Genomic DNA, 24,559 nt, shown 5'->3' on the forward strand with positions numbered 1-24,559 from the left:
AAGGGCGATCAGATCGCCTCGCCCTTCAGCAGTCGCGGCGTGCCGGCCGAAAGCCCCGACGCCTGGCGGATGAAGAACTCCTTCAGCCGTGGCATGCGTTCGACGAGGCCGAGGCCGATGTCGCGGACGGTGCGCAGCGGGGTGATGTCGTTGGAAAACAGCCGGTTCAGCACATCGGTCGTGATGCCCATCTGCACCGTGTCGAAACGGCGCCATTGCTGGTAGCGCTCCAGCACGTCGAGCGCGCCGATGTCCTGGCCGAGCCGGTCGGCCTCGACGATCACCTCGGCAAGTGCGGCCACATCCTTGAAGCCGAGATTGAGGCCCTGGCCGGCGATCGGATGGATGCCATGGGCGGCATCGCCGGCAAGCGCGATGCGCGGTGCGACGAAGGCGCGCGCGATGGTCAGGCCGAGCGGCCAGGCGCGCGGCTTGTCGGCAACGCGAATCTCGCCGAGCTTCAGGCCAAAACGCTGTTCGAGTTCATGTTCGAAGACGAGATCGTCGCCTTCCACGAGCGTTTTCGCATCTTCCGCCCGTTCGACCCAGACGATCGACGAGCGGTTTGTGCCGTCCTCGTCGGGTTTCAGCGGCAGCGTGGCGAAGGGGCCGGGGGGAAGGAAATGTTCTTCGGCGCGGCCATTGTGCGGGCGTTCATGCGTCACGGTGCAGACGATGCCGGACTGGCCGTATTCCCATTTGACCGTCTTGATGCCGGCCATGTCGCGCAGTTTCGAATTGACACCGTCGGCGGCAACCAGCAGCCGCGCCGTCAACGTGGCGCCGTCGGCAAGATGCACCGTGATGCCGGCGCCATTGGTCTCAAAACCTTGCACCGCCACCCCTTCGATGATGTCGATGCCGAGCTTTTCGGCCTTGGACCGCAGGGCGCCGTTCAACGCCCTGTTGGCGACCATATGCGCGAAGGGTTCGCCCGGCGCCACTTCGCCGCCGAAGGTCAGGAAGACCGGGCGCACCGGATCGGCGCTGCGTGAATCGGTGATGATCATCTCGGTGATCGCCTGCGCCCGCGGCGCGATCTCGGCCCAGACGCCGAGCTGGTCGAGCATGCGGCAGGCGGCCGCGGCGATGGCCGAGGCGCGGCCATCCCTTTGCCAGGAACCGGCGGGCGCCGCGTCGACCAGCGCCACGGTGAGGCCCGGGCGGGCCTGCTTCAGCGAGACCGCGGCGGCCAGCCCGACATAGCCGGCGCCGGCGACGAGGACATCGAGCCCGGCTCTGGTCTTGGCGTCCGCCTTGCGTTCCATTGTCTTGGCTCCTTGCGCGCCCACCGGGGCCTGCGCCCTTGACGGCTCGTTCTTCCTGTCGGAAACCGCCATAGCAATTTTGCGGCGGGGTCACAAAACATGACGGCGGCGATCGACGAGCTTCTGCGCATTCTCGACCTCGAGAGGCTGGAACACAATCTGTATCGTGGTCGCAGCCCCCAGGTGGAGTGGCAGCGCGTGTTCGGCGGCCAGACCATCGCCCAGGCGCTGGTGGCTGCGCAGCGAACGGTGGAGCCGGACCGTTTCGTGCATTCGCTGCACGGCTATTTCATGCGCCCGGGCGACATCAAGGTGCCGATCATCTACGAGGTCGACCGCATCCGAGACGGCGGCTCCTTCACCACGCGGCGCGTGCTGGCGATCCAGCACGGACAGGCGATCTTTTCGCTGGAGGCTTCGTTCCAGGTCGACGAGAAGGGGCTCGAGCACCAGTTCGCGCTCCCCGACGACGTGCCGCCGCCGGAAGGGCTGAAGACGCAGCGCGAGCTGCTCGAAACGGCCGACCGGGTGCCGGAGGCGGTGCGCCGCTTCTGGGCCCGCGAACGGCCGCTGGAACTGCGGCCCGTCAATCTCCAGCACTATGAGAGCCGCGACAAGCTGCCGCCCCGGCAGAATGTCTGGATCCGCCTTGCCGGCCCCGTTCCCGACGATCGCGCGCTGCAGTCGGTGCTGCTCGCCTATCTCTCCGACATGACGCTGCTCGACACCTCGACCTTCGCGCATGGGCGCGGCCTGTTCGATCCAGACATCCAGGCCGCCAGCCTCGACCATTCGATGTGGTTCCACCGGCCGCATCCGCTCGACGGCTGGCTGCTCTATGCGCAGGACAGTCCCTCGAGTTCGGGATCGCGCGGTTTCAGCCGTGGCACGCTCTATGCCCGTGACGGCACGCTGATCGCCTCGATGGCACAGGAAGGCCTCATCCGGCTCAAGCGTTGAGCATCGCGAGTCTTGTTTGAGCAAGATTCTTTCCGAAAGCCGGTTCCATATTTTGTGGTCATGCTCAAAGCCGGCAAAGTAGGCAATTTCGCAAAAATGCCTATTTTTTGAGCACATGGTGCGGCGCAGACGCAGGCACCTGTCGGCGCTGGTCGCTTCATTCCCTTTGTTTACAATAGGTTAACACCCTGCTTCGACACTTGGCACGGAGCTTGAATCCTTGGGGGCACTCTCCGGGCTCTTTGGGATCGGTGAAGGTGTGCAAACGCGGGGGACCGCAACAGCAAAGGGTGAAACCTTATGAAAATCGTGATGGCAATCATCAAGCCGTTCAAGCTGGACGAGGTGCGCGAGGCGCTCACCGCCGTCGGCATCCAGGGCCTGACCGTCACCGAAGTCAAAGGCTACGGGCGTCAGAAGGGACATACGGAAATCTATCGCGGGGCGGAATACGCGGTCTCCTTCCTGCCGAAGATCAAGATCGAAGTCGCGGTCGCGGCGGACATGGTCGACAAGGCCGTCGAAGCCATCACCGCCGCAGCCAAGACCGGCCAGATCGGCGACGGCAAGATCTTCGTCTTCGGCATCGACCAGGCGGTGCGCATCCGTACCGGCGAAACAGACACCGACGCGCTCTGAGCGGCGAACACGTATTCCAATGGAGAGTTCAATGAATATTCCTTCCACCTTGAAGACGACGGGAAGGGCGGCCCTTCTGGGCTCGCTCGCTCTCGCAGCATTGGGCAGCGTCGCCGCCTTCGCGCAGGAAGCCGCACCCGCTGCCGCGGCTGCCGCGCCGGCTGCCACTCCGGCCCCGGTGCTCGACACCGGCAACACCGCCTGGATGCTGACCTCGACGGCGCTGGTGCTGATGATGACCATCCCGGGCCTGGCGCTGTTCTACGGCGGCATGGTGCGCAAGAAGAACGTGCTCGCCACCATCATGCAGAGCTTCGCCATCACCTGCCTGGTGACGGTGCTGTGGTTCATGTTCGGCTATTCGCTGGCCTTTTCCGACGGCGGTGGCATGAATGCCTATCTCGGCGGCGCCTCGAAATTCTTCCACCACGGCATCACCACCGCCAGCCTGTGGTTGCCGGGTGTGGCAAACATCCCTGAATTCGTCTTCTCGATGTTCCAGATGACCTTCGCCATCATTACACCGGCGCTGATTGCAGGCGCCTTCGCCGAACGCTTCAAGTTCTCGGCACTGCTGATCTTCATGGCGCTGTGGCTGCTGATCGTCTACGTGCCGATCGCGCATTGGGTCTGGGGTGGCGGCTTCCTCGGTACGGCCGGCGTTCTCGACTTCGCCGGCGGCACGGTCGTCCACATCAATGCCGGTGTCGCGGGCCTCGTCTGCGCGCTGGTGCTTGGCAAGCGCGAAGGCTACGGCACCACCAACATGGCGCCACACAACCTTGTCTATTCGGTCATCGGCGCATCGCTGCTGTGGGTCGGCTGGTTCGGCTTCAACGCCGGTTCGGAACTGGCGGCCGACGGCCTTGCCGGTGCCGCCATGCTCAACACCCAGGTTGCCACAGCCGCCGCGGCACTGGCCTGGATGTTCGCCGAATGGATCATCGCCAAGAAGCCTTCCGTACTCGGCATCATCTCGGGCGCCGTCGCCGGCCTCGTCGCGGTGACACCGGCTTCCGGTTTCGTCAACCCGACCGGAGCCTTCATCGTCGGCATCGTCGCCGGCGTCGTCTGTTACCTCTCGGCGGTCAAGGTGAAGCACATGTTCGGCTATGACGACTCGCTCGATGCCTTCGGCGTGCATGGCGTCGGCGGTGTGGTCGGCGCCCTGCTGACCGGCGTGCTTGCCGACCCGGCGATCAACAGCCTCTCGTCGGGCGCTTCGCTCGGCAAGCAGATCTACGGTGTCGCCGTCACCATTGTTTGGACGGCGGTTGCCACCTTCGTCATCCTCTATGTCGTCAAGGCGCTGGTCGGCCTGCGTCCGTCGACCCAGGAAGAGGTCGAAGGCCTCGACATCTCTCAGCATGGCGAAGTGGTGCCGTAAGGCATCCTTGCCAAGGGACCGGCGGAACCCTCCTCCCGCCGGTCCCATATCTCCCACGCAATTCCGGACAGAAAACCGCCAAGGCACTTTCCTGGAATTGCTTGATTTCTTTGTTCTTGCGCAATTCCGGACGAAAAGCCGCCAAAGCACTTTTCCTGGAATTGCTTTGAAAAGCATCCCGTCGTGACGTCCTCCAAAGGGCCTCACGCCTTGAGGCCCGGATCGCTCCGGGCCTCTTTTTTTGGAAATTCGTTCTGGTGAAGATCAACTTCGCGCAATCACGTTCGCGTGAAAAAAATTCTCGAGGAAACATCGACCGCCCTGTCTCCGAACTGTGGAGGCGACCGTCGGTCTGACGCTCGCGTTTTTGAACACAGGGAAGGAATTTTCACATGAACCTCAAGAATATCTGCCTCGGGGCACTCGCGCTTTCCATGGTCAGCGGCTTTGCATTTGCCGGCGCATTGGACGAGCCGGACAACATGGCGCCGTTCTTCACCGATTCCAGCATGAAAACCATGAAGCCGATGGCGGAATTCAAGGCTGCCTTTATGGCCATGCCGAAGGAGAAGCAGGACGCGATGATGAAGGAATGCCAGGACGCGGCGATGAGCAAGCCGCACGCCGAGTTCTGCGCCAATGTGAAGATGCTCGGCGGCGCCGCCAAGTAACACGCTGCCTGACCCAACGAATGGATGGCGGGCCTGGGCGCCCGCCATTTTTATGTGGTGCGAGCACTGGCAGGTCTCGACGTCAAAAGGACGGTCGCCGGCAGCCTTATAGTTAATGCGCCCTTAACCTTCCCACGCCTAGTCTGGCATCCGAATCTGCCGGAGTGCGTCATGCGCTCGGGCCAGGCAATCACTTACGGGGAAGAGCATGCGTTCAGGGGCTTCAGCACCGCTCGCGCTGACCGATACGGGGCACGGCATCCAGGCATTCGCGCGGCGCCAAGTCGGCCGTCTGGTCGGCGCCGGCCTGTTAGCGTTCACCGCCTTCGCCGTCGCAAGCCTCGCGACCTGGAACGTCGCCGACCCAAGCTTCTCGCACGCCACCGCCAACATCGTCACCAACGCCATGGGTTATGCCGGCGCGGTCTTCTCCGACCTCGCCATGCAGTTCTTCGGCCTTGCCGCGGTCGCCGCGCTGGTTCCGGCCGTCATCTGGGGCTATCTCCTGTTTTCGGCGCGGGGCGTCGACAGGCTGCCCAAGCGCGGGCTGTTCTGGTTCGGTTTCGCGCTGCTCGCAGCCGCGATCGCGGGCTGCATCGTTCCGCCCAAGACCTGGCCGCTGCCCACCGGACTCGGCGGCGTCTTCGGCGACATGGTGCTCAAGATTCCCGGCGTCCTCATCGGCGGCTATCCGACCGGGCTGATTGCCAGCGTGCTCGCCATATTGCTGGCGGCACCCGCGCTCTGGCTGTTCGCCTATGGCGCGGCTCTGATCGGACGCAAGAACGGCTTCGCCGTGATGGAAGAACCGGCCGCCGCGGACCCGCGCGAGAACGAGCTCCTGTTCGACAATGACGAGGACGAGGGCGACGAGGGCATGCTGGCGCTCGGCGCAATTACACATTGGTGGCTTTCGTTCCGCGCCTGGATGCATCGCCGCGCGGTGCGCCGCAGGCAGGAGCGCGACGAGTTCGAACCGGAGATGGAGCCGCGCGCCAGCGCCTGGCGGCGTGCCGCCGAACGGGTCGAGTCGGCCGAGTTCGCCGAATCCCGCATGAGCCAGGACGGCCGCGCCCGTGTCGAACCGGAATTCTTCGCCGCCATGGTCAACGACCGCGGCGTTTCCGTCGATCCGGCCGACGACGATGTCTTCGGCCGCGACGACGACGACATGGATTTCGACGACGTGCCGGTCGCGCAGCGGCGTGCCCCCGCGGCCAAGGTCCAGCAGTTCCGTTCCGATGCCGCCACCCGGGTCGAGGCGCCGGCGGCGCGACCCGTGCCGGGCGCCCGCGTCCAGCGCGAGGCGCAGACCTCGCTGATCGGCTCGGACACGTTCGAAATGCCGTCACTGCATTTCCTGTCCGAACCGAAGAACGTCGCGCGCGACCCAAGTCTCTCGAAGGATGCGCTGGAACAGAACGCGCGCCTGCTCGAAGGCGTGCTGGAGGATTTCGGGGTCAAGGGCGAGATCATTGCCGTTCGCCCGGGTCCGGTCGTCACCCTTTACGAGCTCGAACCCGCGCCGGGCATCAAGTCGTCGCGCGTCATCGGCCTGTCCGACGACATCGCGCGCTCGATGAGCGCGATTGCCTGCCGCGTCGCCGTCGTACCCGGCCGCAACGCCATCGGCATCGAACTGCCCAATGCCAAGCGCGAGACGGTTTATCTCAGAGAGATCATGGCCAGCCGCGATTTCGAGACGACCAAGGCCAAGCTGGCGCTGGCGCTGGGCAAGACCATCAATGGCGAGGCCGTCATCGTCGACATCGCCAAGATGCCGCACGTGCTGGTCGCCGGCACCACCGGTTCGGGCAAGTCGGTCGCCATCAACACCATGATCCTGTCGCTGCTCTACCGGCTGACGCCGCAGGAATGCCGGCTGATCATGATCGACCCGAAAATGCTCGAACTTTCCGTCTATGACGGCATTCCGCATCTTTTGACGCCGGTCGTGACCGACCCGAAGAAGGCGGTGGTGGCGCTGAAATGGACCGTGCGCGAGATGGAGGACCGCTACCGCAAGATGTCCAAGGTCGGCGTGCGCAACATCGACGGTTTCAACGCGCGCGTGCAACAGGCCGAGAAGAAGGGCGAAAAGATCTCGCGCACCGTGCAGACCGGCTTCGACCGCCAGACCGGCGAGGCGATCTACGAGACCGAGAATCTCGATCTCGAGCCGATGCCCTATATCGTCGTCATCATCGACGAAATGGCAGACCTGATGATGGTCGCCGGCAAGGACATCGAAGGCGCCGTCCAGCGCCTGGCGCAGATGGCGCGTGCCGCCGGCATCCATGTCATCATGGCGACGCAACGTCCTTCGGTCGACGTCATCACGGGCACCATCAAGGCCAATTTCCCGACCCGCATCTCCTTCCAGGTGACGTCCAAGATCGACAGCCGCACCATTTTGGGCGAGCAGGGCGCCGAGCAGCTGCTCGGCATGGGCGACATGCTCTACATGGCCGGCGGCGGCCGCATCCAGCGCGTGCACGGGCCGTTCGTCTCCGACGACGAGGTCGAGAAGATCGTCGGGCACCTGAAGCTGCAGGGCGTGCCGGAATATCTCGACGCCATTACCGAGGATGACGGCGAGGACGACGACGAGCCGTCCGGCAAGGGCGGTTCCGGTGGCGGAGGCGGTGGCAATTTCGAGGATTCCGACGATCCCTACGATCAGGCGGTCTCAGTGGTGCTGCGCGATGGCAAGGCCTCGACCAGCTACATCCAGCGGCGTCTGGGCATCGGCTATAACAGGGCCGCCTCGATCATCGAGAAGATGGAAAAGGAAGGCATTGTCGGCCCGGCCAACCATGCCGGAAAACGCGAAATCCTGGTGCCGACCGAAGACGACAAATTCTGACGGATGGGGAGTTGCGGCAACTTTGAACCTTCTGGCGCGTTCAACCGGCTGAGCAGCCATCGCCTCGCCAAACTTCAGCCCAACTGGGGGTTCACGACAGCGACCAGATCAGGAATCAGACGAGAGTCACCGACATGAAAAACGATCTTTCAGCACTCAGCGATCTTGCCCCGACCCGCCGCCAGTTGCTTGGCCTCGGCCTGGTGTTCGCGGGTGCCGCCGCGCTCAACGTGGCGCCCGGATTCGAGCTGCTGGCCTCGGCGCAGGCGGCCGTGCCTGCGGCGGCGCAAAAGATCGCCGACCATTTCTCAGCGGTCAAATCGATGAGCGGCGAATTCGTCCAGTTCGGTCCCAAGGGCGAGCAGACCGGCGGCAAATTCTTCCTGGAACGGCCGGGCAAGATCCGCTTCAACTATGACGGGGCTTCGGATTTCCGGGTGATTTCCGACGGCAGGTCGGTTGTCATCCTCAACAAGAAGCTGAACACGTCGGACCTCTATCCGCTGTCGAAGACGCCGCTGAAGCTGCTGCTCGACGACCGGATCGACCTCTCCGGCGACCGCGTCAAGAGTGTCAAGGAAGAAGACGACCTCACCACCATCCAGCTCTCCGACAAGTCGGTTTTCGGCAATGCGCGAATCACCATGATGTTCGACCCGAAAACCTATGATCTGCGGCAGTGGACGATTACCGACGCGCAGGGCAAGGACACGACGGTGATGATCTTCAACACCAAGGAAGGGGTCAGTTTCGCGCCCGACACCTTCGCCATCGACTATACGGCCAACCGCGAACTGAACACCAAGACACGGTAGTCTTCGTCACTTCGCTTGTTTTTCCGGCGTGTGGCTGGCAGTAGTTCGGCGATCTGTCGCCGGACCTTGACGCATGCCCTTTTCCATCGCCACCTGGAATATCAACTCCGTGCGTTTGCGCATGCCGATCATCGAACGCCTGCTCGATGAGTACGCGCCCGATGTGCTCTGCCTGCAGGAAACCAAGGTCCCGGACGAGCTCTTTCCTGAAAAAGCCTTTCGCAAGGCCGGCTATCCCTACATCGCCTTCCATGGCCAGAAGGGCTATCATGGCGTGGCGACGGTGGCGCGGCGGCCGATCGAGGTGGTCGAAAGGCGACGCTTCTGCGATATCGAGGACAGCCGGCATCTGTCGGTGACGGTGCGGGCCGGCGGCAAGACAATCCTGGTGCACAATTTCTACGTGCCCGCAGGCGGCGACGAGCCGGATCCCGAGATCAACAGGAAATTCAGGCACAAGCTCGATTTCGTCGCCGAGATGAACGCCATCCGGGCGGAGCATGGCGAGGTGTCGGCCTCGGTGCTGGTCGGCGACCTCAACATCGCGCCGCTGGAGCATGACGTCTGGTCGCACAAGCAACTGCTCAACGTGGTCAGCCACACGCCGGTCGAGACCGAAAACTTCGAGGCGATGCGGCTCGCCGGCGGCTGGGTCGACCTGATGCGGCTCAACGTGCCATCGGAACAGAAGCTCTACACTTGGTGGAGCTATCGGGCGCAGGATTGGGAGGCGTCCAATCGCGGCCGGCGGCTCGACCATGTCTGGTCGTCGCCAAACCTGGTGCCTGATTTTGCCGGCTACGAAATCCTGAAGGCGGCGCGCGGTTGGGACCGGCCGTCGGACCATGTGCCGGTGATTGCCAGGTTCGATCTGGATTAACAGATTCGTCGATAAAAAGGCGTTCTGTCGCGATCCTTCGCGCCCCCCTCTGTCCTGCCGGACATCCCCCCGAGGGGGAGATTGCATGTTTCGAAGCTTTCGCCAATCACTGATGTTGCAAGATCGAGCGGAGCGCCAAGGCCGCTGATCTCCCCCCTTGTGGGGGAGATGTCCGGCAGGACAGAGGGGGGCGCTGTCCCGCCAAGCTTCGAGTTCTATCGCGGCAAAGGGTTCACCCCGAAAACCGCGGGGCCAGTTCCTCGATGCGGCGGATCATTTCGTGGAATTCCTCGGAGATGCGCTGGTGCAGTTTCACCGCCAGTTCCGGATACTCCTCCAGGATGCGCCGGAACATCTTGCGGCTCAGCCTTATCACTTCCGAGTCGATTTCGGCCGAGGCGCTGGTCAGCCGGTTGGTGTCGGCGATCAGCGCCAGTTCGCTGAGCATCGTGCCGGGGCCGACTTTGCCGATCGGGACGCGCTCGCCATTCTGCTCGCGATAGAGCACGATACGCCCGCTGACCACGACATAGGCCGAGTCGGCCACGTCGTCCTCGCGATAAAGCTTGTGGTCCGCCTGCACGAGAGTGGTCTCGGCGCCGAAGGCGAGCAGGCGCAGCTGTTCCTGCGTGAAGCCTTCGAAAAGCCTCACGGCGGACAGGATGCGGATGTCGTCATCCAGCGCCATCTAGCTGTGTCCCCGAACGGTCAGTCCAATCCCTCCTCTGCGGTACGGCCCTGAATCCCCCTCCAACAGGATCGTACCCGAAAGCGGCCCCGTCCAGACCGCTCATTGGATAGTGAAATGTTTAAGGAACCAGCTTGTAGCCGCCGCTTTCTGTCACAAGAATTTCGGCATTGGAAGGATCGCGCTCGATCTTCTGGCGCAGACGGTAGACATGGGTTTCCAGCGTGTGCGTGGTGACGCCGGAATTGTATCCCCACACTTCCTCCAGCAGCACGTCACGCGTCACCACCTTCTGGTCGGCGCGATAGAGATACTTGATGATCGAGGCCTCCTTTTCCGTCAGCCGCACCTTGCCGCCGCGCGGGTCGATGAGCAGTTTCTGGCTGGGCTTGAAGGTGTAGGGGCCTACCGAGAAGGTCGCGTCCTCGCTCTGCTCGTGCTGGCGCAGCTGCGCCCGGATGCGGGCAAGCAGCACCGCGAAACGGAACGGCTTGGTCACATAGTCGTTGGCGCCGGCCTCGAGACCCAGAATCGTGTCCGAATCGGTGTCGTGGCCGGTCAGCATGATGATGGGCGCCTTGTAGCCGCCCTTGCGCAGGATCTTCACGGCTTCCCGGCCATCCATGTCGGGCAAGCCGACATCCATGATGAGTAGATCGATGAGCCCGCCGCGCGCCGCCGTGACGCCTTTTGCCGCAGTCGATTCCTGCAGCACGTCGAATTCCTCGTAGAGGGACAGTTGCTCGACCAGTGTGCCGCGCAGGTCGTCATCGTCGTCGACGATCAGGATGGTGCGTGAAGTCATGGATCAATCCGTTGTTTTGAAAAGTGAATTCAGTTGACCGCTGCGTATTTATGCGGAAGCTTGCCGGCACAATAGCCGATCACAGTGATTTGTTCCGTGGCACGATCATACAAGAAAAAACGCGATCGCAATGCAGCCGGCGCAATTTTGGCAAAACAGCTGCGCGTGCTGACCGTGCGGACGAGGCCCGGCCACCCAAGCCAGGGCTTGTTGCAGGCCGGCAAAACGGTGTTTGCGTGCGCGCTGGGACGCGGGGGCATCTCTTCCGGCAAGCGCGAGGGTGACGGCGCCACGCCGCTCGCTTCGATGCGCATCCTGGCGGGCTATTTTCGCGGGGATCAGTTTGCCGCCGGCCGCAGGACGCGGCTGGGGATGGCGCTGATCGGGCCTGATCTCGGCTGGTGCGAGGTATCTGACGACCGCAACTACAACAGGCCGGTCAAGATACCCTATGGCGCCAGCCATGAACGCATGCGGCGCGACGACAGGCTCTATGACGCCTGCCTGGTGCTCGACTGGAATATCGCGCCGCGCCGTCGCGGGCGCGGCAGCGCCATCTTCTTCCACCTGGCGCGTCCCGGCTTCACGCCGACGGAAGGTTGCGTGGCGGTCACCGCGCGCACGATGGCGCGGCTTTTGCCGCTGCTGTCGGACCGGACGGTGGTGAGGGTGGTGAGATAGGGGAATAGGGGAAGGCTTCAGTAGCAGACACGTTCAGGCTGCATCACCAATCCTACTCCCCTATTCCCTACTCCCCTATCCCTTCCTGTTCCTCTGCCAGCCGATGTCGAGAAGGCCCAGCCGGCCGGTCTCGCGGTCCATGGCGCGGGCGATATCCTTGCGGTGGGCGCCGATATCGCGCAACTGGCGATCGGACAGGTCCTCGACGTTCTGGTGGCCAAGATTGACCGCGACCCTGGCCTGCCGCAGCCAGTCACGAACAGCCGACAGCCAGCTCGGCCGGGCGATATATGCAGGGTGGAGAACGATGTGAGACATGATGTGATCCGTATTCTCCGGACATCAAATCCGGTTTGATGGTGTTTTGATGCTGCAAATCATGCCGGATTGAAAAACAAATGGGAAACGAGTAGTTTTTTTCTCATCATCAAGTTTTATTTGAGGATTGAGGGCTCCATGGATCACTTCGATCGGGCCGTGCGCTGATGGCAGCGCTCTTGCCGGGAACGCGGGCGCTCAGGACGCTGGAGGCGGCGGCCCGGCACCTCAATTTCACCCGAGCCGCCGACGAGCTGGGCCTGACACCTGCCGCCGTCAGCCACCAGATCAAGGAAATCGAGGATCAGCTCGGCATCGTGCTTTTCACCCGCACCAGCCGCACCATCCGGCTGACGGAGGCGGGCACGGTGCTGTACGAGGCGGCGACCGACACGCTCGAAATGCTTGGCCGGGCCGTGATGCGGGCGCGCAAGATGGCGCGCGGGACGGAATTCCTGAAGGTGACGCTGGACGCGCAGTTCGCGGCGAAATGGCTGATGCGGCGCGTCGAGAATTTCCGCCAACAGCGGCCGGGCATCGAACTCAGGTTCGACATCGCCTACGGCTTGCGCGATTTCGATCTCGACGACGTCGATGTCGGCATCCGCTTCGGCGCCGGCAAATATCCAGGGCTCTGCGCGCATCGCCTGTTCGACAACATCATCATTCCGGTGTGCAGCCCGGGCCTCCTGGCATCGGGGCCGCCCCTGCGCGAGCCGCGCGACCTGTTCAACCACACGCTTGCCCATATCGAATGGGCCCGCCAGGGCGTGACATGGCCAAACTGGCGCATGTGGATGGCGGCGGCCGGCATCAACGATTTCGACGACAGCCGCACCGTCGTCTTCGGCACGTCCACGGATGCTGTCCAGGCAGCGCTGGACGGCAATGCCGTCGCGCTCGCCGATCTCGCCATGGTGGCAAACGACCTGTCCGAGGGCCGGCTGGTGCGGCCCTTCGAGTTCAGCATCAGGGTTGCGCCGGAATTCGCCTATTTCCTGGTCTATCCCCAGGCCACGGGCGACGATCCCCGTATCGTCGCCTTCCGCGAATGGATCCTGGAGGAAGTTGCCAGGACGCGGACGACGGACAAGGTCTGATCTCTTGTTTCATGCAATTCCCTAGGGAAAGCGCTACGCGCTTTTCCCGGGAAAACCGCGACGCACTTTTCCTGGAATTGCTCTGCACTCAGGACCGGGCGTTGTGGCCGAAGATCATGCGTCGGTATTTCTTCACGTTCCATTTCAGCTTCTTGTACAGAAGCGGCTGCTTTTTGCCGGCGACGGAAGTCTGGAAAGCGCCGTTTTCGCTGCCTTGCTCGACAATTGGTCGCTCGAACCACAGCATCTCAATGCCCAGTTTTTCGTCCATTTGCTCGATCTGGTGATCGATCACGGTGTATATCTTGTGCTGATCGATCCAGGCACAACGGGCTTCGGCGACCGGACGGGTGATGAGGTAGGAATCCGCGCACCTGGCATGGAGTGCCGGGTAGAGCCTCTGACCCCTGCGCAATTTCCAGCTCGGCGTGTAGTAGTTGCTGCCATTGCCGAGATAGATGACGGCCTTGCGCATCGGGCTGCCGAGTTCGGCCAGCCCTTGCCGAAATTTGGCGACGAAGTCGCGCGCGAGGAACACGTCATCCTCGAACACCAGGCAATAGGGCAGGTCGGTTTCGAGGAAATCGCGCCAGATCCCGACATGCTTCAGCGCCAGCGAGACCTGCGCCGGGTGGACAAAATCGGGAGCGACCAGTTCAGCACGAATCTCCGGGGTGATATCCGGCTGGTCCCAATCGATGTAGAAGGTGACCGGCACGCCGCGCCGCTCGAACTCGCGCACGATATGCCGGCGCCGGTCGTCATAGCCTTTTTTGACATGACAGACCCGGCTGAACACCAGGTCGCGCGGAAAGGCGGATTCATCCGTCATCGTCAAATCGCTATCTCAGCTCGCCGCGGCGCCGAACCAGCCGATCACCGCGCCGATGATCAGCAGCACGCCCAGCCAATGGCCGCCGTCGATGAGGGTCAGGTCCCAGCCGAAATTCTCGTAGCGATGGTTGACCGACAGGGTCGTGGCGACGAAACCCAGCCAGAGCACGAAACCGAAGATCAGCCCGGCCAGCCAGGTTGGCTCGCCTCCGGTCATCGCGCCGACGACCAGGGCCATGATGGTGGCCATCAGCAGCTCGGCGATGAAGGAGATGACGAAGGGCAGCGGCGATTTCTTCATCGTCGCCGGATCGAGCTTGACGGCCTTCAGCCAGGGCTTGCTAAACGCCATGTACCAGACGGCACCGAACAGCCATGCGACGACGGCGGCGGCGACCACCGCGATCCAGTTCACTGCCGAAAAATCCATGAGCTTCCCCCTCCAGATGCGGTTTATGGAAACGCCTGTTCGGCGATGGCGTCAAGCAGCCGCCATACGGTCGTACGCTTGACTTCGGCATCCTCGAGCGCCCTCGTCACCGGCACCTGGTAGATGCCAAGCGGCTCCAGCCCGGATCGCGGCAGATAGGACCGGCCGGGATCGCCGATCAGGATGTCGGCGCCACTCCGTTTGAGCGCCGAAAACCATGGCATAAGCCGGTCGGCGAAGGGTTTGTCGTAAAAGACGTCGCCAGCCAGGACCACGTCCCAACCCGCATCGGTGCCGATACAGTCCGCGCCGAGGAATTCGATCCCGACGCCATTGGCCTCGCTGTTGAGCCGGATCGCGGTGGCGCAGAACGGGTCGATGTCGGCCGCCGTCACGTCCGCGGCACCGGCCTTGGCGGCGGCGATGGCGACGAGGCCGGAGCCCGAGGCGAAGTCGAGCACGCGCTTGCCCCGCACCGTTTCGGGATTGTCGATGACATGACGGGCGAGGCCCTGGCCGCCGGCCCAGGCGAAAGCCCAGAAAGGTGGCGGCAGGCCGATCTCGACCAGTTCGTCCTCGGTCCGCTGCCAAAGATCATGCGCTTCGTCGGCGAGGTGGAGAAGAATCTCAGGTACATGCGGCGGCGCCATCAGCGCCGTGTTGTCGAGGATGAACTGCCTGGCGCTGTCGGGGGTGAGTGCCGTCACGGAGCAGGCGTCAGGCCGCCCATGCGGCAGACTTCCTCCCATTCGGCCGGGGTCACCGGCTGCACGGAAAGCCGTCCGAGCCGCACCAGCGCCATCTCGGCCAGTTTTGGGTTGGCCTTGACTTCTTCCAGCGTCGGCGGGTTCGGCATGTCCCTGACGGCGCGGATATCGACGCACTCCCAGCGCGGATCATCCGACGTGGTGTCGGGATGGGCGAGCGCGCAGACCTCGGCGATGCCGACCACGTTCAGCCCCTCGTTGGAATGGTAGAAGAAGCCGAGATCGCCGATCTGCATTGCCTTCATGTTGTTGCGGGCGGCGTAGTTGCGCACGCCGTCCCATTGCGTGCCTGCCTTGCCCTTGGCCTTCAACGCCTCGAAGGAGAAGACCGAGGGTTCGGATTTGAACAGCCAGTAGTTCATTTTCTTTCTCCTGCCGATTAGCCGGCCGCCGGCTTGTTGAAGACCCAGTTCCACTGCCGGATTTCGACGCTCTCGAACAGCCCAGCCTTGGCGTAGGGGTCGGCGGCAGACAGCGCCTGTGCTCCGGCCATATCGGGCGCCTCGATCACGGCGAGCGTGCCGTTCGGCTTGCCGTCGGCATCGAGGAACGGGCCGGCGAAGGCCAGCTTCTTCTCGCCATTCAGCGCCTCGAGAAAGGCGACATGCGCGGGCCGCGTATCGACGCGCACCTGCAGGCTTCCAGGCTTGTCCTTGCAAATCAACGCGAACAGCATTGTGGCTTTCTCCTGATGGTCGTCAATCGTTGGTTTCGGTCTTCAGCGGCCGCGTCATCAGGGCCGTCACGGCCTGGCCGATGGTGATGGTGCCGTCCAGTATGGCGGCCACGGCGGCGATGATCGGCGCATCGATGTTGCGCTCGGCGGCGATGCGGGCGGCGATGGCCGCGGTCGGCACGCCCTCGGCCAGCGGTAGCCCGGAAAGCGCCTTGCCTTGCCCAAGCGCCAGCCCATAGGCGAAATTGCGCGACTGCGTCGACGAGCAGGTGAGCAGCAGGTCGCCAAGGCCGGAAAGCCCCATGAGGGTCTCGGGCCTGGCGCCGAAGGCGGCACCGATGCGGCGCAACTCGACGAAGCCGCGCGTGACCATGGCGGCCTGGGCGCTGGCGCCGAGCCCGGCCCCGGTGACGGCACCGGCGGCGATGGCGAAGACGTTCTTCAAGGCGCCGCCGATTTCGACGCCGATCAGGTCGTCGCTCGAATAGCAGCGCAGGTTTTCAGCCGAAAAACGGGCGGCAAGGTTGGCCGCAAGCGCCTCGTCGCCGGCGGCCACCACCACCGCCGTCGGCAGGCCGCGGGCGACATCGCTGGCGAAGCTCGGCCCGGACAGGGCGGCGACCGGGTTTTGCGGCAGGATTTCCGTAGCGATTGCCGACAGCAAGGCGCCGGTGTCGCGCTCGATGCCCTTGGCGCAAAGCACGAGCGGAATGCCGGCCGGCATATAATCTTTCGCGGCCGCCAGTGTCGCTCGCAACGCCTGCGCCGGCGTCACCGCCAGCACGCAATCGGCCCCAGTGAGCGCTGCCTCGATGTCGCTCGTCGCCTCGATGCCGGGCTCGATTGCGATGCCCGGGAGATAGCGCGGGTTCTCGCCACGACCGATCGAGGCCACGGTTTCAGGGTCGCGCGCGAACAGCCGTACCGAGTGGCCTGCGCGCAGCATGGCCAGCGCCAGGGCCGTGCCCCAGGCGCCACCGCCGAGCACGGTGACATGCCAACCGCTTTTGCCCAGGCCCTCGCTCTTCGCGGCTCGACCGGTCATGCCTTGGCTCCGCGCCGGCCCGAGCCGACCATTGGCGTCGAGACGCTGTCCAGCGGCCAGCGCGAGCGCGGCACGAAATCGAAGCCGTTCTCCTGCGCCATGCCTTCGCGCAGCCGCTCGATGCCGGCCCAGGCAATCATCGCGGCATTGTCGGTGCACAATTTCAGCGGCGGCGCGACGAAGGTGAAACCGGCCTCAGTACAGAGTCGCTCCAGCGTCGCCTTGATGGCGCGGTTGGCGGCGACGCCGCCGGCGACGACCAGCGCCGGGTTCTTCGTGCCAGGGAATGTTTGGCTGAATCGTGCCAGCGCGCGGGAAACGCGGTCGGCCAGCGCATCGGCGACGGCCGCCTGGAACGAGGCGCAGATGTCGGCGACATCCTGGTCGCTCAAGGGCTCGATCGCGGTCGCCGCCTGGCGCACGGCGGTCTTCAGGCCGGAGAAGGAGAAATCGGGCTGCGCCGAGCCTTTCATCGGCCGCGGGAAGGCAAAGCGCGAGGCATCGCCCGACAGCGCCGCCTTCTCGACGTTGGGACCGCCAGGATAGGGCAGGCCGAGCATCTTGGCCGTCTTGTCGAAGGCTTCGCCGAGCGCGTCGTCGATGGTTGTGGCCCAGCGCTGGTAGTCGCCGACGCCGCGCACGGCGAGAATCTGCGTGTGGCCGCCGGAAACCAGCAGCAAGAGATAGGGGAATTCCAGGCTGTCGGTCAGCCGCGCGGTCAAGGCGTGGCCTTCGAGGTGATTGACGGCGATCAGCGGCTTGTTCGCCGCGGCCGCGATCGCCTTGGCCGTCATCAGGCCGACGATCAGGCCGCCGACGAGGCCTGGCCCGGCAGTGGCGGCGATCGCGTCGATATCGCCCAGAGCCACGCCTGAATCGGCGAGCGCCGCCTCGACGATGCCGTCCAGCGCTTCGACATGGGCGCGCGCGGCGATCTCGGGCACGACACCGCCGAAGGCGGCATGCTCCTCGATCTGGGAGAGCACGATATTGGACAGGATTTTCGGCGCGGCATTGCCCTCCAGCGCCACGACGCTGGCGGCGGTCTCGTCGCAACTCGTCTCGATGCCCAGAACGCGGATCAATTCGTCGCTATCCCAAGAGATTGTCTATGGGGCTATTCCCCATTAGGAAAAGGCCGGCAAGACCTCGATTTCGCTCGGGGGTTATCACGGACCGCGCGCCATGCAAACTTTGAAAATCGAAACACGGAAAATCGGAACGCGCGGCAGTCCGCTGGCGCTCGCCCAGGCGCATGAGACGCGTGTGCGGCTGATGAAGGCGCATGGCCTTCCCGAGCAGGCTTTCGAAGTGGTGCCCATCTCGACCAGTGGCGACCGTATCCAGGACCGGCCACTGTCGGAGGCCGGCGGCAAGGGCCTGTTCACCAAGGAAATCGAGGAAGCGCTGCTCGACGGGCGTATCGACATCGCCGTGCATTCGTCGAAGGACATGCCGACGGTGCTTCCCGATGGACTGGAGCTCTCCACTTTCCTGCCGCGCGAGGACGCGCGCGACGCTTTCATAGGCAAGGCGGTCAAGCGGATCGCCGATCTGCCGCATGGCGCCAAGGTCGGATCCTCATCGCTCCGCCGCCAGGCGCTGATCCGCCGGATGCGGCCGGATTTCGAGGTGGTGATGTTCCGCGGCAATGTGCAGACGAGGCTGCGCAAGCTGGATGAAGGCATCGCCGAGGGTACCATCCTCGCCCATGCAGGGCTGAAGCGGCTCGGGCTCGAAGGCGTAATCACCGACCTGATGCCGCTGGAGGATTTTCCACCGGCGCCGGGACAAGGCGCGATCGGCATCGAGACGCGGGTCGGCGACCGTGAAATCGAGAACATGCTTGCGGCGATCCATCATGTGCCGACGGGCCAGGCCTTGGCCTGCGAGCGCGCGTTTCTCGCCGCGCTCGACGGTTCGTGCCGCACACCGATCGCCGGCCATGCGACCGTATCGGGCGGCAAACTGTCCTTTGCCGGACTGATCATCTCGCCCGACGGCACGGAATGGCATGACGTCCGGCTGGAAGGCGAGGCCGCGGACGCGGCGGAAATAGGCGCGAACGCCGCGCGGACAGTTCGCGCCAGGGCCGGCGAAAAGTTCTTCGACGGCTGGCTCTGAAAATGCTCCGCGTCCTGGTCACCAGACCGGAGCCCGGTGCGTCGCGCACGGCGCGAAAGCTGGAAGAGATGGGTTTCGAGCCTCTTCTCCTGCCATTGACGGAGACGATGGTACTGCCGGTCGATGCCAAGGCGGTTCCGGACGACGTGGCGGCCGTCGCCATCACCAGCGCCAATGCCGTGCGCCATGCCCCGAGAGATCTGATAGCGGCGCTTTCCAACCTGCCTTGCCATGCTGTCGGCAACAGGACCGCCGCGGCCGCGCGTAAAGCCGGCTTTCTCTCGGTCGTCGAGGGGCCCGGCGATGCCGAGGCGCTGGCCGACCGCATGGCGATCGCGTTTTCCGGTAAAACGATCGTTTACCTCTGTGGGCGCGTGCGGTTTCCCGCCTTCGAACAGAAGCTGGAAGCTGCTCATGTCGGGGTCCATGCCGTCGAGACTTACGACACGCTTGCGGTAAGCCATTCGGACGAAGCGATCCTTTCGCTGATATCAGGCCAAGCCGTCGACGTGGTGCTGCTCTATTCGGCCAAGGCGGCTGCCGCGATGCGGGTCCTGACCAGCCGGCCTGTCCTGCAAAAGGCCTTTGAAAAGACACGGGTTTTTGTCCTTTCCGCGCGCATCGCCGCCGCCTTCGGCGGCAGCGCCGGCAAGGCAATCCGCGTCGCCGCACGACCCGACGAGGAGGCGCTGCTGGCACTTTTGCGGGAACGGCCCTGACCCGCGTCATCACACCGCCCCTTTTCACCGCTTGGTGATGTGCTAGACCCTTCTGAACCATCACGCGCCGCCGGGCGTTGAGACGAAGCGAATTTTGCGGAGCCCATGCATGGTCAAGACGCCGAAGATGCGACACTCGAAGAGCCGCCGCGAGCCGGTGACCATCGATCTCGATCCGGGCGCCGTCTCACGCGTCGTCGACGAGGATGCCGCCAAGGATACCGCCCAGACCGACGAGGCGAAGGCCGAGGAAGCAGCGAACGCCTCGCAGCCGGAGGCTCCGGAAGAGCCGGTGCATGCCGATCAGACCGACCTAGAACCCTGGGAGCATGACGATGCCGCCGCGGGGCAGGCCGGGACAGATGCGCCCGAGGCCAAATCCGCTGAGCCGGAAATGCCTTATCCCGGTTCGGATACACCCCCCAACCGCGCCACGGCTTCCGACTACAATTTTGAGGATGCAACCGCCAAAACCGCCGAGACCAAGGCGGCTCCCGGAAAAACCGACGCGAGGAGCGAACCGATGACAGCACAGCCGAAGCGGGGCGGCCTCAACGGCATCGCCGCCGGCATCATCGGCGGCGTCATCGCGCTGGTCGGCGCCGGTGGCCTGCAATTTGCCGGTCTGCTCGGCGCGCCGGGCTCCGCTCCCGGCGCCTCGCTCGATGGCGTCAATGGCGAGATCGCCTCGCTGAAGAGCGAAATCGCGGACATGAGGCAAGCCGGCAACAACAATGGTGCATCGGCCAAGGTCGATGGCCTGTCGTCGGAGCTGGACCAGGTCAAGAGCGATGTCGCGGCGCTGAAATCGACGGTCGAACAGGGCGGCGCCGGCGACAATGCCGGGCTCGCCGCACTGGGAGACAAGGTCAAGCAGATCGAAACCACGGTGGCGGCCCTCGGCAAGGCCGGCAGCGCGGCGCCCGTCGATCTCGGTCCACTCAACGAAAAAATGGCGGCTCTCGATGCGCTGGTGAAGTCGACAGGCGAGGCAGCGAAGGCGCAGGAGGGCCGTCTCTCCGCGCTGGAGCAGTCGGTGTCGCAGCTTTCCGGCAAGGTCGATGCGCAGGCATCGCAGCCGAAGATCGCGCTCGCCATCGCGGCTTCGGCGCTGAAGTCCGCGCTCGACCGTGGCGCGCCGTTTTCGGCCGAACTCGATACGCTGGCCGCGATTTCGCCTGATGCGCCGCAGCTCGCGACATTGCGCCCCTATGCCGAAAAGGGCGTGCCGACCCGCACCGAGATTGCCTCGCAGATGGATGCCGCCGCGAACGCCATGGTGGCAGCGGCCACGCCGGACGACCATAATGCCGGCTTTCTGCAGAACCTGATGTCGAGCGCCGAATCGCTGGTCAAGGTCCGGCCGATCGGTGCCGTCGAAGGCACCGGGGCACCAGAAACCGTGGCGCGCATGGAGGTTGCGGTCACCCAGGGCGACTATGCCAAGGCACTCAGCGAATATGACAGGCTGCCGCAAGCCGTGAAGGCCGCGGGCGCCGACTTTGCCGGCAAACTGAAGGCGCGCATCGAGGTCGAAACCCAGGTCGACGCGTTGATCTCCGGCGCGATGAAGGCATGAGGACAACACGATGATCCGCCTGCTCGCCTTCCTCATCGTCGTCTTCGCGCTCGGGCTGGGCTTTGCCTGGCTGGCCGACCGGCCCGGCGACATGGTCGTCACCTTCAATGGCTACCAGTACCAGGTCAGCCTGATGGTGGCGGCGGTGGCTGTCGTCGCCGTCGTCGCGGCGGTGATGATCGTCTGGTGGCTCATCAAGTCGCTGTGGAACAGCCCTTACACCATCTCGCGCTATTTCCGCGTGCGCCGCCGCGACCGGGGCTATCAGGCGCTGTCGACCGGCATGATCGCCGCCGGCGCCGGCGACGGGGCGCTCGCCCGTAAGAAAACCAAGGAAGCGGCCAAGCTGATCCGTTCCGACCAGGAGCCGCTGATCCATCTGCTCGAAGCGCAGGCATCGCTGCTAGAAGGCGATCATGACGGCGCGCGCCAAAAGTTCGAGAGCATGCTCGACGACCCCGAAATGCGGCTGCTTGGCCTGCGCGGGCTTTATCTGGAAGCCGAGCGGCTGGGCGACCGCAATGCCGCCCGGCACTATGCCGGCCGCGCCGCCGCAGTGGCGCCGCAACTGGCCTGGGCGGCCGAATCGACGCTGGAGGAGCTGACCGCGCGCGGCGACTGGGACGGCGCGCTGAAGCTGGTAGACGCGCAGAAGTCGACGCGGCAGATCGAGCGCGACGCCGCCAACCGCCGCCGCGCGGTGCTGTTGACCGCCAAGGCGCAGTCGCTCGCCGACAGCGATCCCGCGGCCGCCAGGACAGCGGCGGTCGAGGCCAACAGACTGCAGCCGGACTTCGCCCCCGCCGCAATTGCCGCCGCGGCGGCGCTGTTCAAGCAGAACGACGTGCGCAAGGGCTCGAAGATCCTCGAAGCAGCATGGAAGGCCGAGCCGCATCCCGAAATTGCCGAGCTCTACACCCATGCAAGGCCGGGTGACGCCGTGCTTGATCGGCTCAACCGGGCAAAGAAGCTGCAGGAGATGAAGAAGAACCACGCCGAATCGTCGATGACGGTGGCGCGTGCCGCGCTCGACGCACAGGATTTGTCGACCGCTCGCCGCGAGGCCGAAGCCGCGATCCGCATTGACCGCCGCGAGGGCGCCTATCTGCTCCTGGCCGACATCGAGGAGGCCGAGACCGGCGACCAGGGCAAGGTGCGGCAGCTGCTCTCCAAGGCGGTGCGGGCGCCGCGCGATCCAGCCTGGGTCGCCGACGGCGTCGTCTCCGAGCGCTGGGCGCCGGTCTCGCCGGTCACCGGCCGGCTCGACGCCTTCGAATGGCGCGCGCCGATGGAGCGGCTTGGCCAACTGATCGACAGCCGCGATGAGCTGGATGCCCCGGTAGTGGCCATCGAGGCGCCGGGCAGGCCGGAAAAGCCGGTCGACGTGATCGATCATGCCGCCCCGGGCAACGAGGCGACGAGCAGGGGTGCCGAGAGCCGCGAGGATCATGTCACCCCGGTCACGGCCGCCGCCTTTGCCGCGGTGCCGGCCGATGCCGAGGCCGTCGAGCCGGCGGAAGAACTGGCGCGCCTGCCGGACGATCCAGGCGTCGATCCGGACGACGAGGCGGAAAAGTCGCCACGCCGGTTCCGGCTGTTTTGATTTTGGCCATCGGGTGATTTGACTTGGCCATCGGGCCGTTTTGGGAATGAATTGATGTTCGAGCGCGTTCTGTCGTTTCTCAGGGATTTGCCGGCCGGCTCCGGCAGCCACACCAGCACGGACGATCCGCGCGTCGCGGCTTCGGCGCTGCTCTACCATGTGATGAATGCCGATGGCGTGCGCCAGGACGTCGAATGGGAGCGGTTCAAGGCGGTGCTGGCGCAGAGCTATTCGATCAACGGTGCCGAACTCGAAGCGCTCGCCGCCGCCGGCGAGCGCGCCGACAACGAGGCGATCGACCTCTACGCCTTCACCAGCGTGCTCAAGCGCCATCTCGACGCGGAGGGGCGCAAGGCCTTCATCGGCCTGATGTGGGAGATCGTCTATGCCGATGGCGAGCTGCATGAGCTCGAGGACAACACGGTGTGGCGGGTCGCCGAGCTGATCGGCGTCGAACGCCGCGACCGGGTCGAGGCGCGCCGCAAGGCCGCGGCGCAGGCACCCGGCGCCACCGGAACATCGAGCGACGAGTAGGATTTTCGCCTTTCCATGCCGCCCAGAACGAGCCCGAAGCCAAAGATCCTGATCATTCTGCATCAGGAGAATTCGAGCCCCGGACGCGTCGGCCACATGCTGCTGGAAGAAGGCTTCGATCTCGACATCCGCCGCCCGCCGCTCGGCGACGCCTTGCCGGAAACGCTGGATGGTCATGCCGGCGCGGTGGTGTTCGGCGGGCCGATGAGCGCCAATGACGAGGATGAGTTCGTCCGCCGCGAGACCAACTGGCTGGAAATCCCGCTCAGGGAAAACCGGCCGCTGCTCGGCATCTGCCTTGGCGCGCAGATGCTGGCCAATCATCTCGGCGGCAAGGTCGAGGGCCACGGTGAAGGGCTGGTCGAGATCGGGTGGTATCCGCTGAAGGCGACCGAGGCCGGCAAGAAACTGATGCACTGGCCCGAAATGGTCTACCAGTTCCATCGCGAGGGCTTTTCGCTGCCGAGCGACGCGATGCTGCTGGCCACGAACGAGACTTATCCCAACCAGGCTTTCCGCTATGGCGACAATGCGTGGGGCATCCAGTTCCACGGCGAACTCACCCGGGTGATGATGCAGCGCTGGGTGGTGCGCGGCGCCCACCGCTTCGAGCTGCCCGGCGCCCAGCCCGGCCGCGACCATCTCGGGGGCCGGCTGATCTGGGACATGCATCTGAAGCGCTGGCTCGACGAGTTCTTGCGGATGATCTTTGGCGGGCCGGTGGCGCGGTAGGTCAGAGCCTGCCGATCTGCCGATTTCCGACTGTCGGCTTTCGGAGCGTGGAAACTAGAGCGGTTCAGCGTTTGATAGAATCGCCGACCCGCTCTAACTCTTTGTTTTCACGCAATTCCCTAGGGAAAGCGCTACGCACTTTTCCCGGGTAAACCGCTACTCACTTTTCCTGGAATTGCTCAGTCCGAAAAGCTCACGCTCACGCCGCGCTGCCGAAAGTAGGCCTGCATCAACTTGCGGCCCGAGCGGTTGTTCTGTGCCAATTTGGCAGGATCGAACACCGCCTGTTTTATCCCCTCCCGCGCCAGCGCTGCCTTGAGCGCCGCGATATGTGCGTCGATATCGGCATTGTCCGACCGGAGCGACGCATAGATATTTTCGGTCGCCTCGGCCACAGTCGGTTCGCTCACAGGTGTTGTCCTTTGGTTGGTTGGGCGG

27 protein-coding genes are annotated in these 24,559 nt (G+C 64.4%); 15 read left to right on the plus strand and 12 right to left on the minus strand.

Features of this window, described 5'->3' with window-relative positions:
- Nucleotides 1–8: 8 nt before the first annotated feature.
- A complete protein-coding gene (locus LB536_RS17125; protein ID WP_224594705.1) occupies nt 9–1,268 on the minus strand; it encodes a ubiquinone biosynthesis hydroxylase in 1,260 nt (419 codons plus the stop codon).
- A gap of 99 nt (nt 1,269–1,367) precedes the next feature.
- Between LB536_RS17125 and tesB the strand changes: the two genes are divergently transcribed.
- The 7 genes from tesB (at nt 1,368) to LB536_RS17160 (ending at nt 9,486) form a co-directional block, all read left to right on the plus strand.
- Nucleotides 1,368–2,228 carry an acyl-CoA thioesterase II gene (gene tesB / locus LB536_RS17130; protein ID WP_140811189.1) on the plus strand — a complete coding sequence of 287 codons (861 nt, stop codon included), beginning with the start codon at nt 1,368–1,370 and terminating at the stop codon, nt 2,226–2,228.
- 300 nt (nt 2,229–2,528) lie between these two features.
- A complete protein-coding gene (locus LB536_RS17135) occupies nt 2,529–2,867 on the plus strand; it encodes a P-II family nitrogen regulator (protein ID WP_127280023.1) in 339 nt (112 codons plus the stop codon).
- Nucleotides 2,868–2,898: 31 nt separating this feature from the next.
- Entirely contained in the window at nt 2,899–4,254 is a 1,356-nt protein-coding gene (locus LB536_RS17140) for an ammonium transporter (protein ID WP_140763292.1), read from the plus strand.
- Between the two features lie 392 nt (nt 4,255–4,646).
- Entirely contained in the window at nt 4,647–4,925 is a 279-nt protein-coding gene (locus tag LB536_RS17145; protein ID WP_224594709.1) for a hypothetical protein, read from the plus strand.
- A 208-nt stretch (nt 4,926–5,133) separates the two neighbouring features.
- A complete protein-coding gene (locus tag LB536_RS17150) occupies nt 5,134–7,791 on the plus strand; it encodes a DNA translocase FtsK (RefSeq protein ID WP_224594711.1) in 2,658 nt (885 codons plus the stop codon).
- Nucleotides 7,792–7,925: 134 nt separating this feature from the next.
- The gene (locus tag LB536_RS17155) at nt 7,926–8,606 is read left to right on the plus strand and encodes an outer membrane lipoprotein carrier protein LolA (protein ID WP_224594713.1); all 681 of its coding nucleotides are present in this window, start codon (nt 7,926–7,928) and stop codon (nt 8,604–8,606) included.
- A gap of 73 nt (nt 8,607–8,679) precedes the next feature.
- Nucleotides 8,680–9,486 (plus strand): exodeoxyribonuclease III, encoded by an 807-nt coding sequence (locus tag LB536_RS17160; RefSeq protein ID WP_224594716.1) that lies wholly within the window; start codon nt 8,680–8,682, stop codon nt 9,484–9,486.
- 232 nt (nt 9,487–9,718) lie between these two features.
- Here LB536_RS17160 and LB536_RS17165 read toward each other — a convergent pair whose 3' ends face one another.
- Together LB536_RS17165 and LB536_RS17170 are read right to left on the minus strand one after the other, a co-directional pair.
- Complete coding sequence (locus LB536_RS17165; RefSeq protein WP_140763306.1) at nt 9,719–10,174, minus strand: Crp/Fnr family transcriptional regulator; 456 nt, start codon at nt 10,172–10,174, stop codon at nt 9,719–9,721.
- A 121-nt stretch (nt 10,175–10,295) separates the two neighbouring features.
- Nucleotides 10,296–10,979, minus strand: coding sequence for a response regulator transcription factor (locus LB536_RS17170; RefSeq protein ID WP_027145512.1), 684 nt, complete (start codon nt 10,977–10,979; stop codon nt 10,296–10,298).
- Between the two features lie 144 nt (nt 10,980–11,123).
- On the opposite strand from LB536_RS17170, the gene LB536_RS17175 reads away from it, so the two are divergent.
- A complete protein-coding gene (locus tag LB536_RS17175) occupies nt 11,124–11,660 on the plus strand; it encodes a L,D-transpeptidase (protein ID WP_181182927.1) in 537 nt (178 codons plus the stop codon).
- Nucleotides 11,661–11,735: 75 nt separating this feature from the next.
- Here LB536_RS17175 and LB536_RS17180 read toward each other — a convergent pair whose 3' ends face one another.
- Nucleotides 11,736–11,978: a hypothetical protein gene (locus LB536_RS17180; RefSeq protein WP_140811181.1), complete on the minus strand. Its 243-nt coding sequence runs from the start codon at nt 11,976–11,978 to the stop codon at nt 11,736–11,738.
- A 167-nt stretch (nt 11,979–12,145) separates the two neighbouring features.
- Between LB536_RS17180 and gcvA the strand changes: the two genes are divergently transcribed.
- Nucleotides 12,146–13,078, plus strand: coding sequence for a transcriptional regulator GcvA (gene gcvA, locus LB536_RS17185; RefSeq protein WP_224594719.1), 933 nt, complete (start codon nt 12,146–12,148; stop codon nt 13,076–13,078).
- An 88-nt stretch (nt 13,079–13,166) separates the two neighbouring features.
- On the opposite strand, the gene LB536_RS17190 is transcribed toward gcvA, so the two are convergent.
- From LB536_RS17190 to tsaD, 7 genes are read right to left on the minus strand one after another with little or no spacing between them, the layout of a single operon-like run.
- Complete coding sequence (locus LB536_RS17190; protein WP_224594722.1) at nt 13,167–13,910, minus strand: glycosyltransferase family 25 protein; 744 nt, start codon at nt 13,908–13,910, stop codon at nt 13,167–13,169.
- A gap of 15 nt (nt 13,911–13,925) precedes the next feature.
- Nucleotides 13,926–14,342, minus strand: coding sequence for a DUF1761 domain-containing protein (locus tag LB536_RS17195; RefSeq protein ID WP_224594725.1), 417 nt, complete (start codon nt 14,340–14,342; stop codon nt 13,926–13,928).
- Between the two features lie 23 nt (nt 14,343–14,365).
- Entirely contained in the window at nt 14,366–15,091 is a 726-nt protein-coding gene (locus tag LB536_RS17200; RefSeq protein WP_411966553.1) for a class I SAM-dependent methyltransferase, read from the minus strand.
- Nucleotides 15,046–15,471 (minus strand): EVE domain-containing protein, encoded by a 426-nt coding sequence (locus LB536_RS17205; RefSeq protein ID WP_224594730.1) that lies wholly within the window; start codon nt 15,469–15,471, stop codon nt 15,046–15,048. The genes LB536_RS17200 and LB536_RS17205 overlap by 46 nt, the downstream gene beginning before the upstream one ends.
- Before the next feature lie 17 nt (nt 15,472–15,488).
- Nucleotides 15,489–15,785: a YciI-like protein gene (locus LB536_RS17210; protein WP_140763327.1), complete on the minus strand. Its 297-nt coding sequence runs from the start codon at nt 15,783–15,785 to the stop codon at nt 15,489–15,491.
- Nucleotides 15,786–15,807: 22 nt separating this feature from the next.
- On the minus strand, nt 15,808–16,830 hold the full coding sequence (locus tag LB536_RS17215) for an NAD(P)H-dependent glycerol-3-phosphate dehydrogenase (protein WP_224594732.1): 1,023 nt from the start codon (nt 16,828–16,830) through the stop codon (nt 15,808–15,810).
- Nucleotides 16,827–17,912: a tRNA (adenosine(37)-N6)-threonylcarbamoyltransferase complex transferase subunit TsaD gene (gene tsaD, locus LB536_RS17220; RefSeq protein ID WP_224594878.1), complete on the minus strand. Its 1,086-nt coding sequence runs from the start codon at nt 17,910–17,912 to the stop codon at nt 16,827–16,829. Before tsaD ends, LB536_RS17215 begins: the two co-directional genes overlap by 4 nt.
- A 103-nt stretch (nt 17,913–18,015) precedes the next feature.
- Here tsaD and hemC point away from each other — a divergent pair, with 103 nt between their 5' ends.
- From hemC to LB536_RS17250, 6 genes are all read left to right on the plus strand, one after another.
- Entirely contained in the window at nt 18,016–18,954 is a 939-nt protein-coding gene (gene hemC / locus LB536_RS17225; protein ID WP_140811172.1) for a hydroxymethylbilane synthase, read from the plus strand.
- Between the two features lie 2 nt (nt 18,955–18,956).
- On the plus strand, nt 18,957–19,673 hold the full coding sequence (locus LB536_RS17230) for a uroporphyrinogen-III synthase (RefSeq protein WP_224594737.1): 717 nt from the start codon (nt 18,957–18,959) through the stop codon (nt 19,671–19,673).
- A 109-nt stretch (nt 19,674–19,782) separates the two neighbouring features.
- The gene (locus LB536_RS17235) at nt 19,783–21,252 is read left to right on the plus strand and encodes a COG4223 family protein (RefSeq protein WP_224594739.1); all 1,470 of its coding nucleotides are present in this window, start codon (nt 19,783–19,785) and stop codon (nt 21,250–21,252) included.
- A gap of 10 nt (nt 21,253–21,262) precedes the next feature.
- Nucleotides 21,263–22,855, plus strand: a complete 1,593-nt coding sequence (locus LB536_RS17240) for a heme biosynthesis protein HemY (protein WP_224594743.1) — start codon at nt 21,263–21,265, stop codon at nt 22,853–22,855.
- Nucleotides 22,856–22,909: 54 nt separating this feature from the next.
- Complete coding sequence (locus tag LB536_RS17245) at nt 22,910–23,389, plus strand: TerB family tellurite resistance protein (RefSeq protein WP_224594753.1); 480 nt, start codon at nt 22,910–22,912, stop codon at nt 23,387–23,389.
- Between the two features lie 15 nt (nt 23,390–23,404).
- Nucleotides 23,405–24,121: a glutamine amidotransferase gene (locus LB536_RS17250; RefSeq protein ID WP_224594756.1), complete on the plus strand. Its 717-nt coding sequence runs from the start codon at nt 23,405–23,407 to the stop codon at nt 24,119–24,121.
- Between the two features lie 179 nt (nt 24,122–24,300).
- Here LB536_RS17250 and LB536_RS17255 read toward each other — a convergent pair whose 3' ends face one another.
- Complete coding sequence (locus LB536_RS17255) at nt 24,301–24,531, minus strand: hypothetical protein (RefSeq protein ID WP_224594759.1); 231 nt, start codon at nt 24,529–24,531, stop codon at nt 24,301–24,303.
- Nucleotides 24,532–24,559: the final 28 nt, after the last annotated feature.

Origin of the sequence: Mesorhizobium sp. ES1-3 (assembly GCF_020164795.1) — a bacterium.
Taxonomy (GTDB): domain Bacteria; phylum Pseudomonadota; class Alphaproteobacteria; order Rhizobiales; family Rhizobiaceae; genus Mesorhizobium.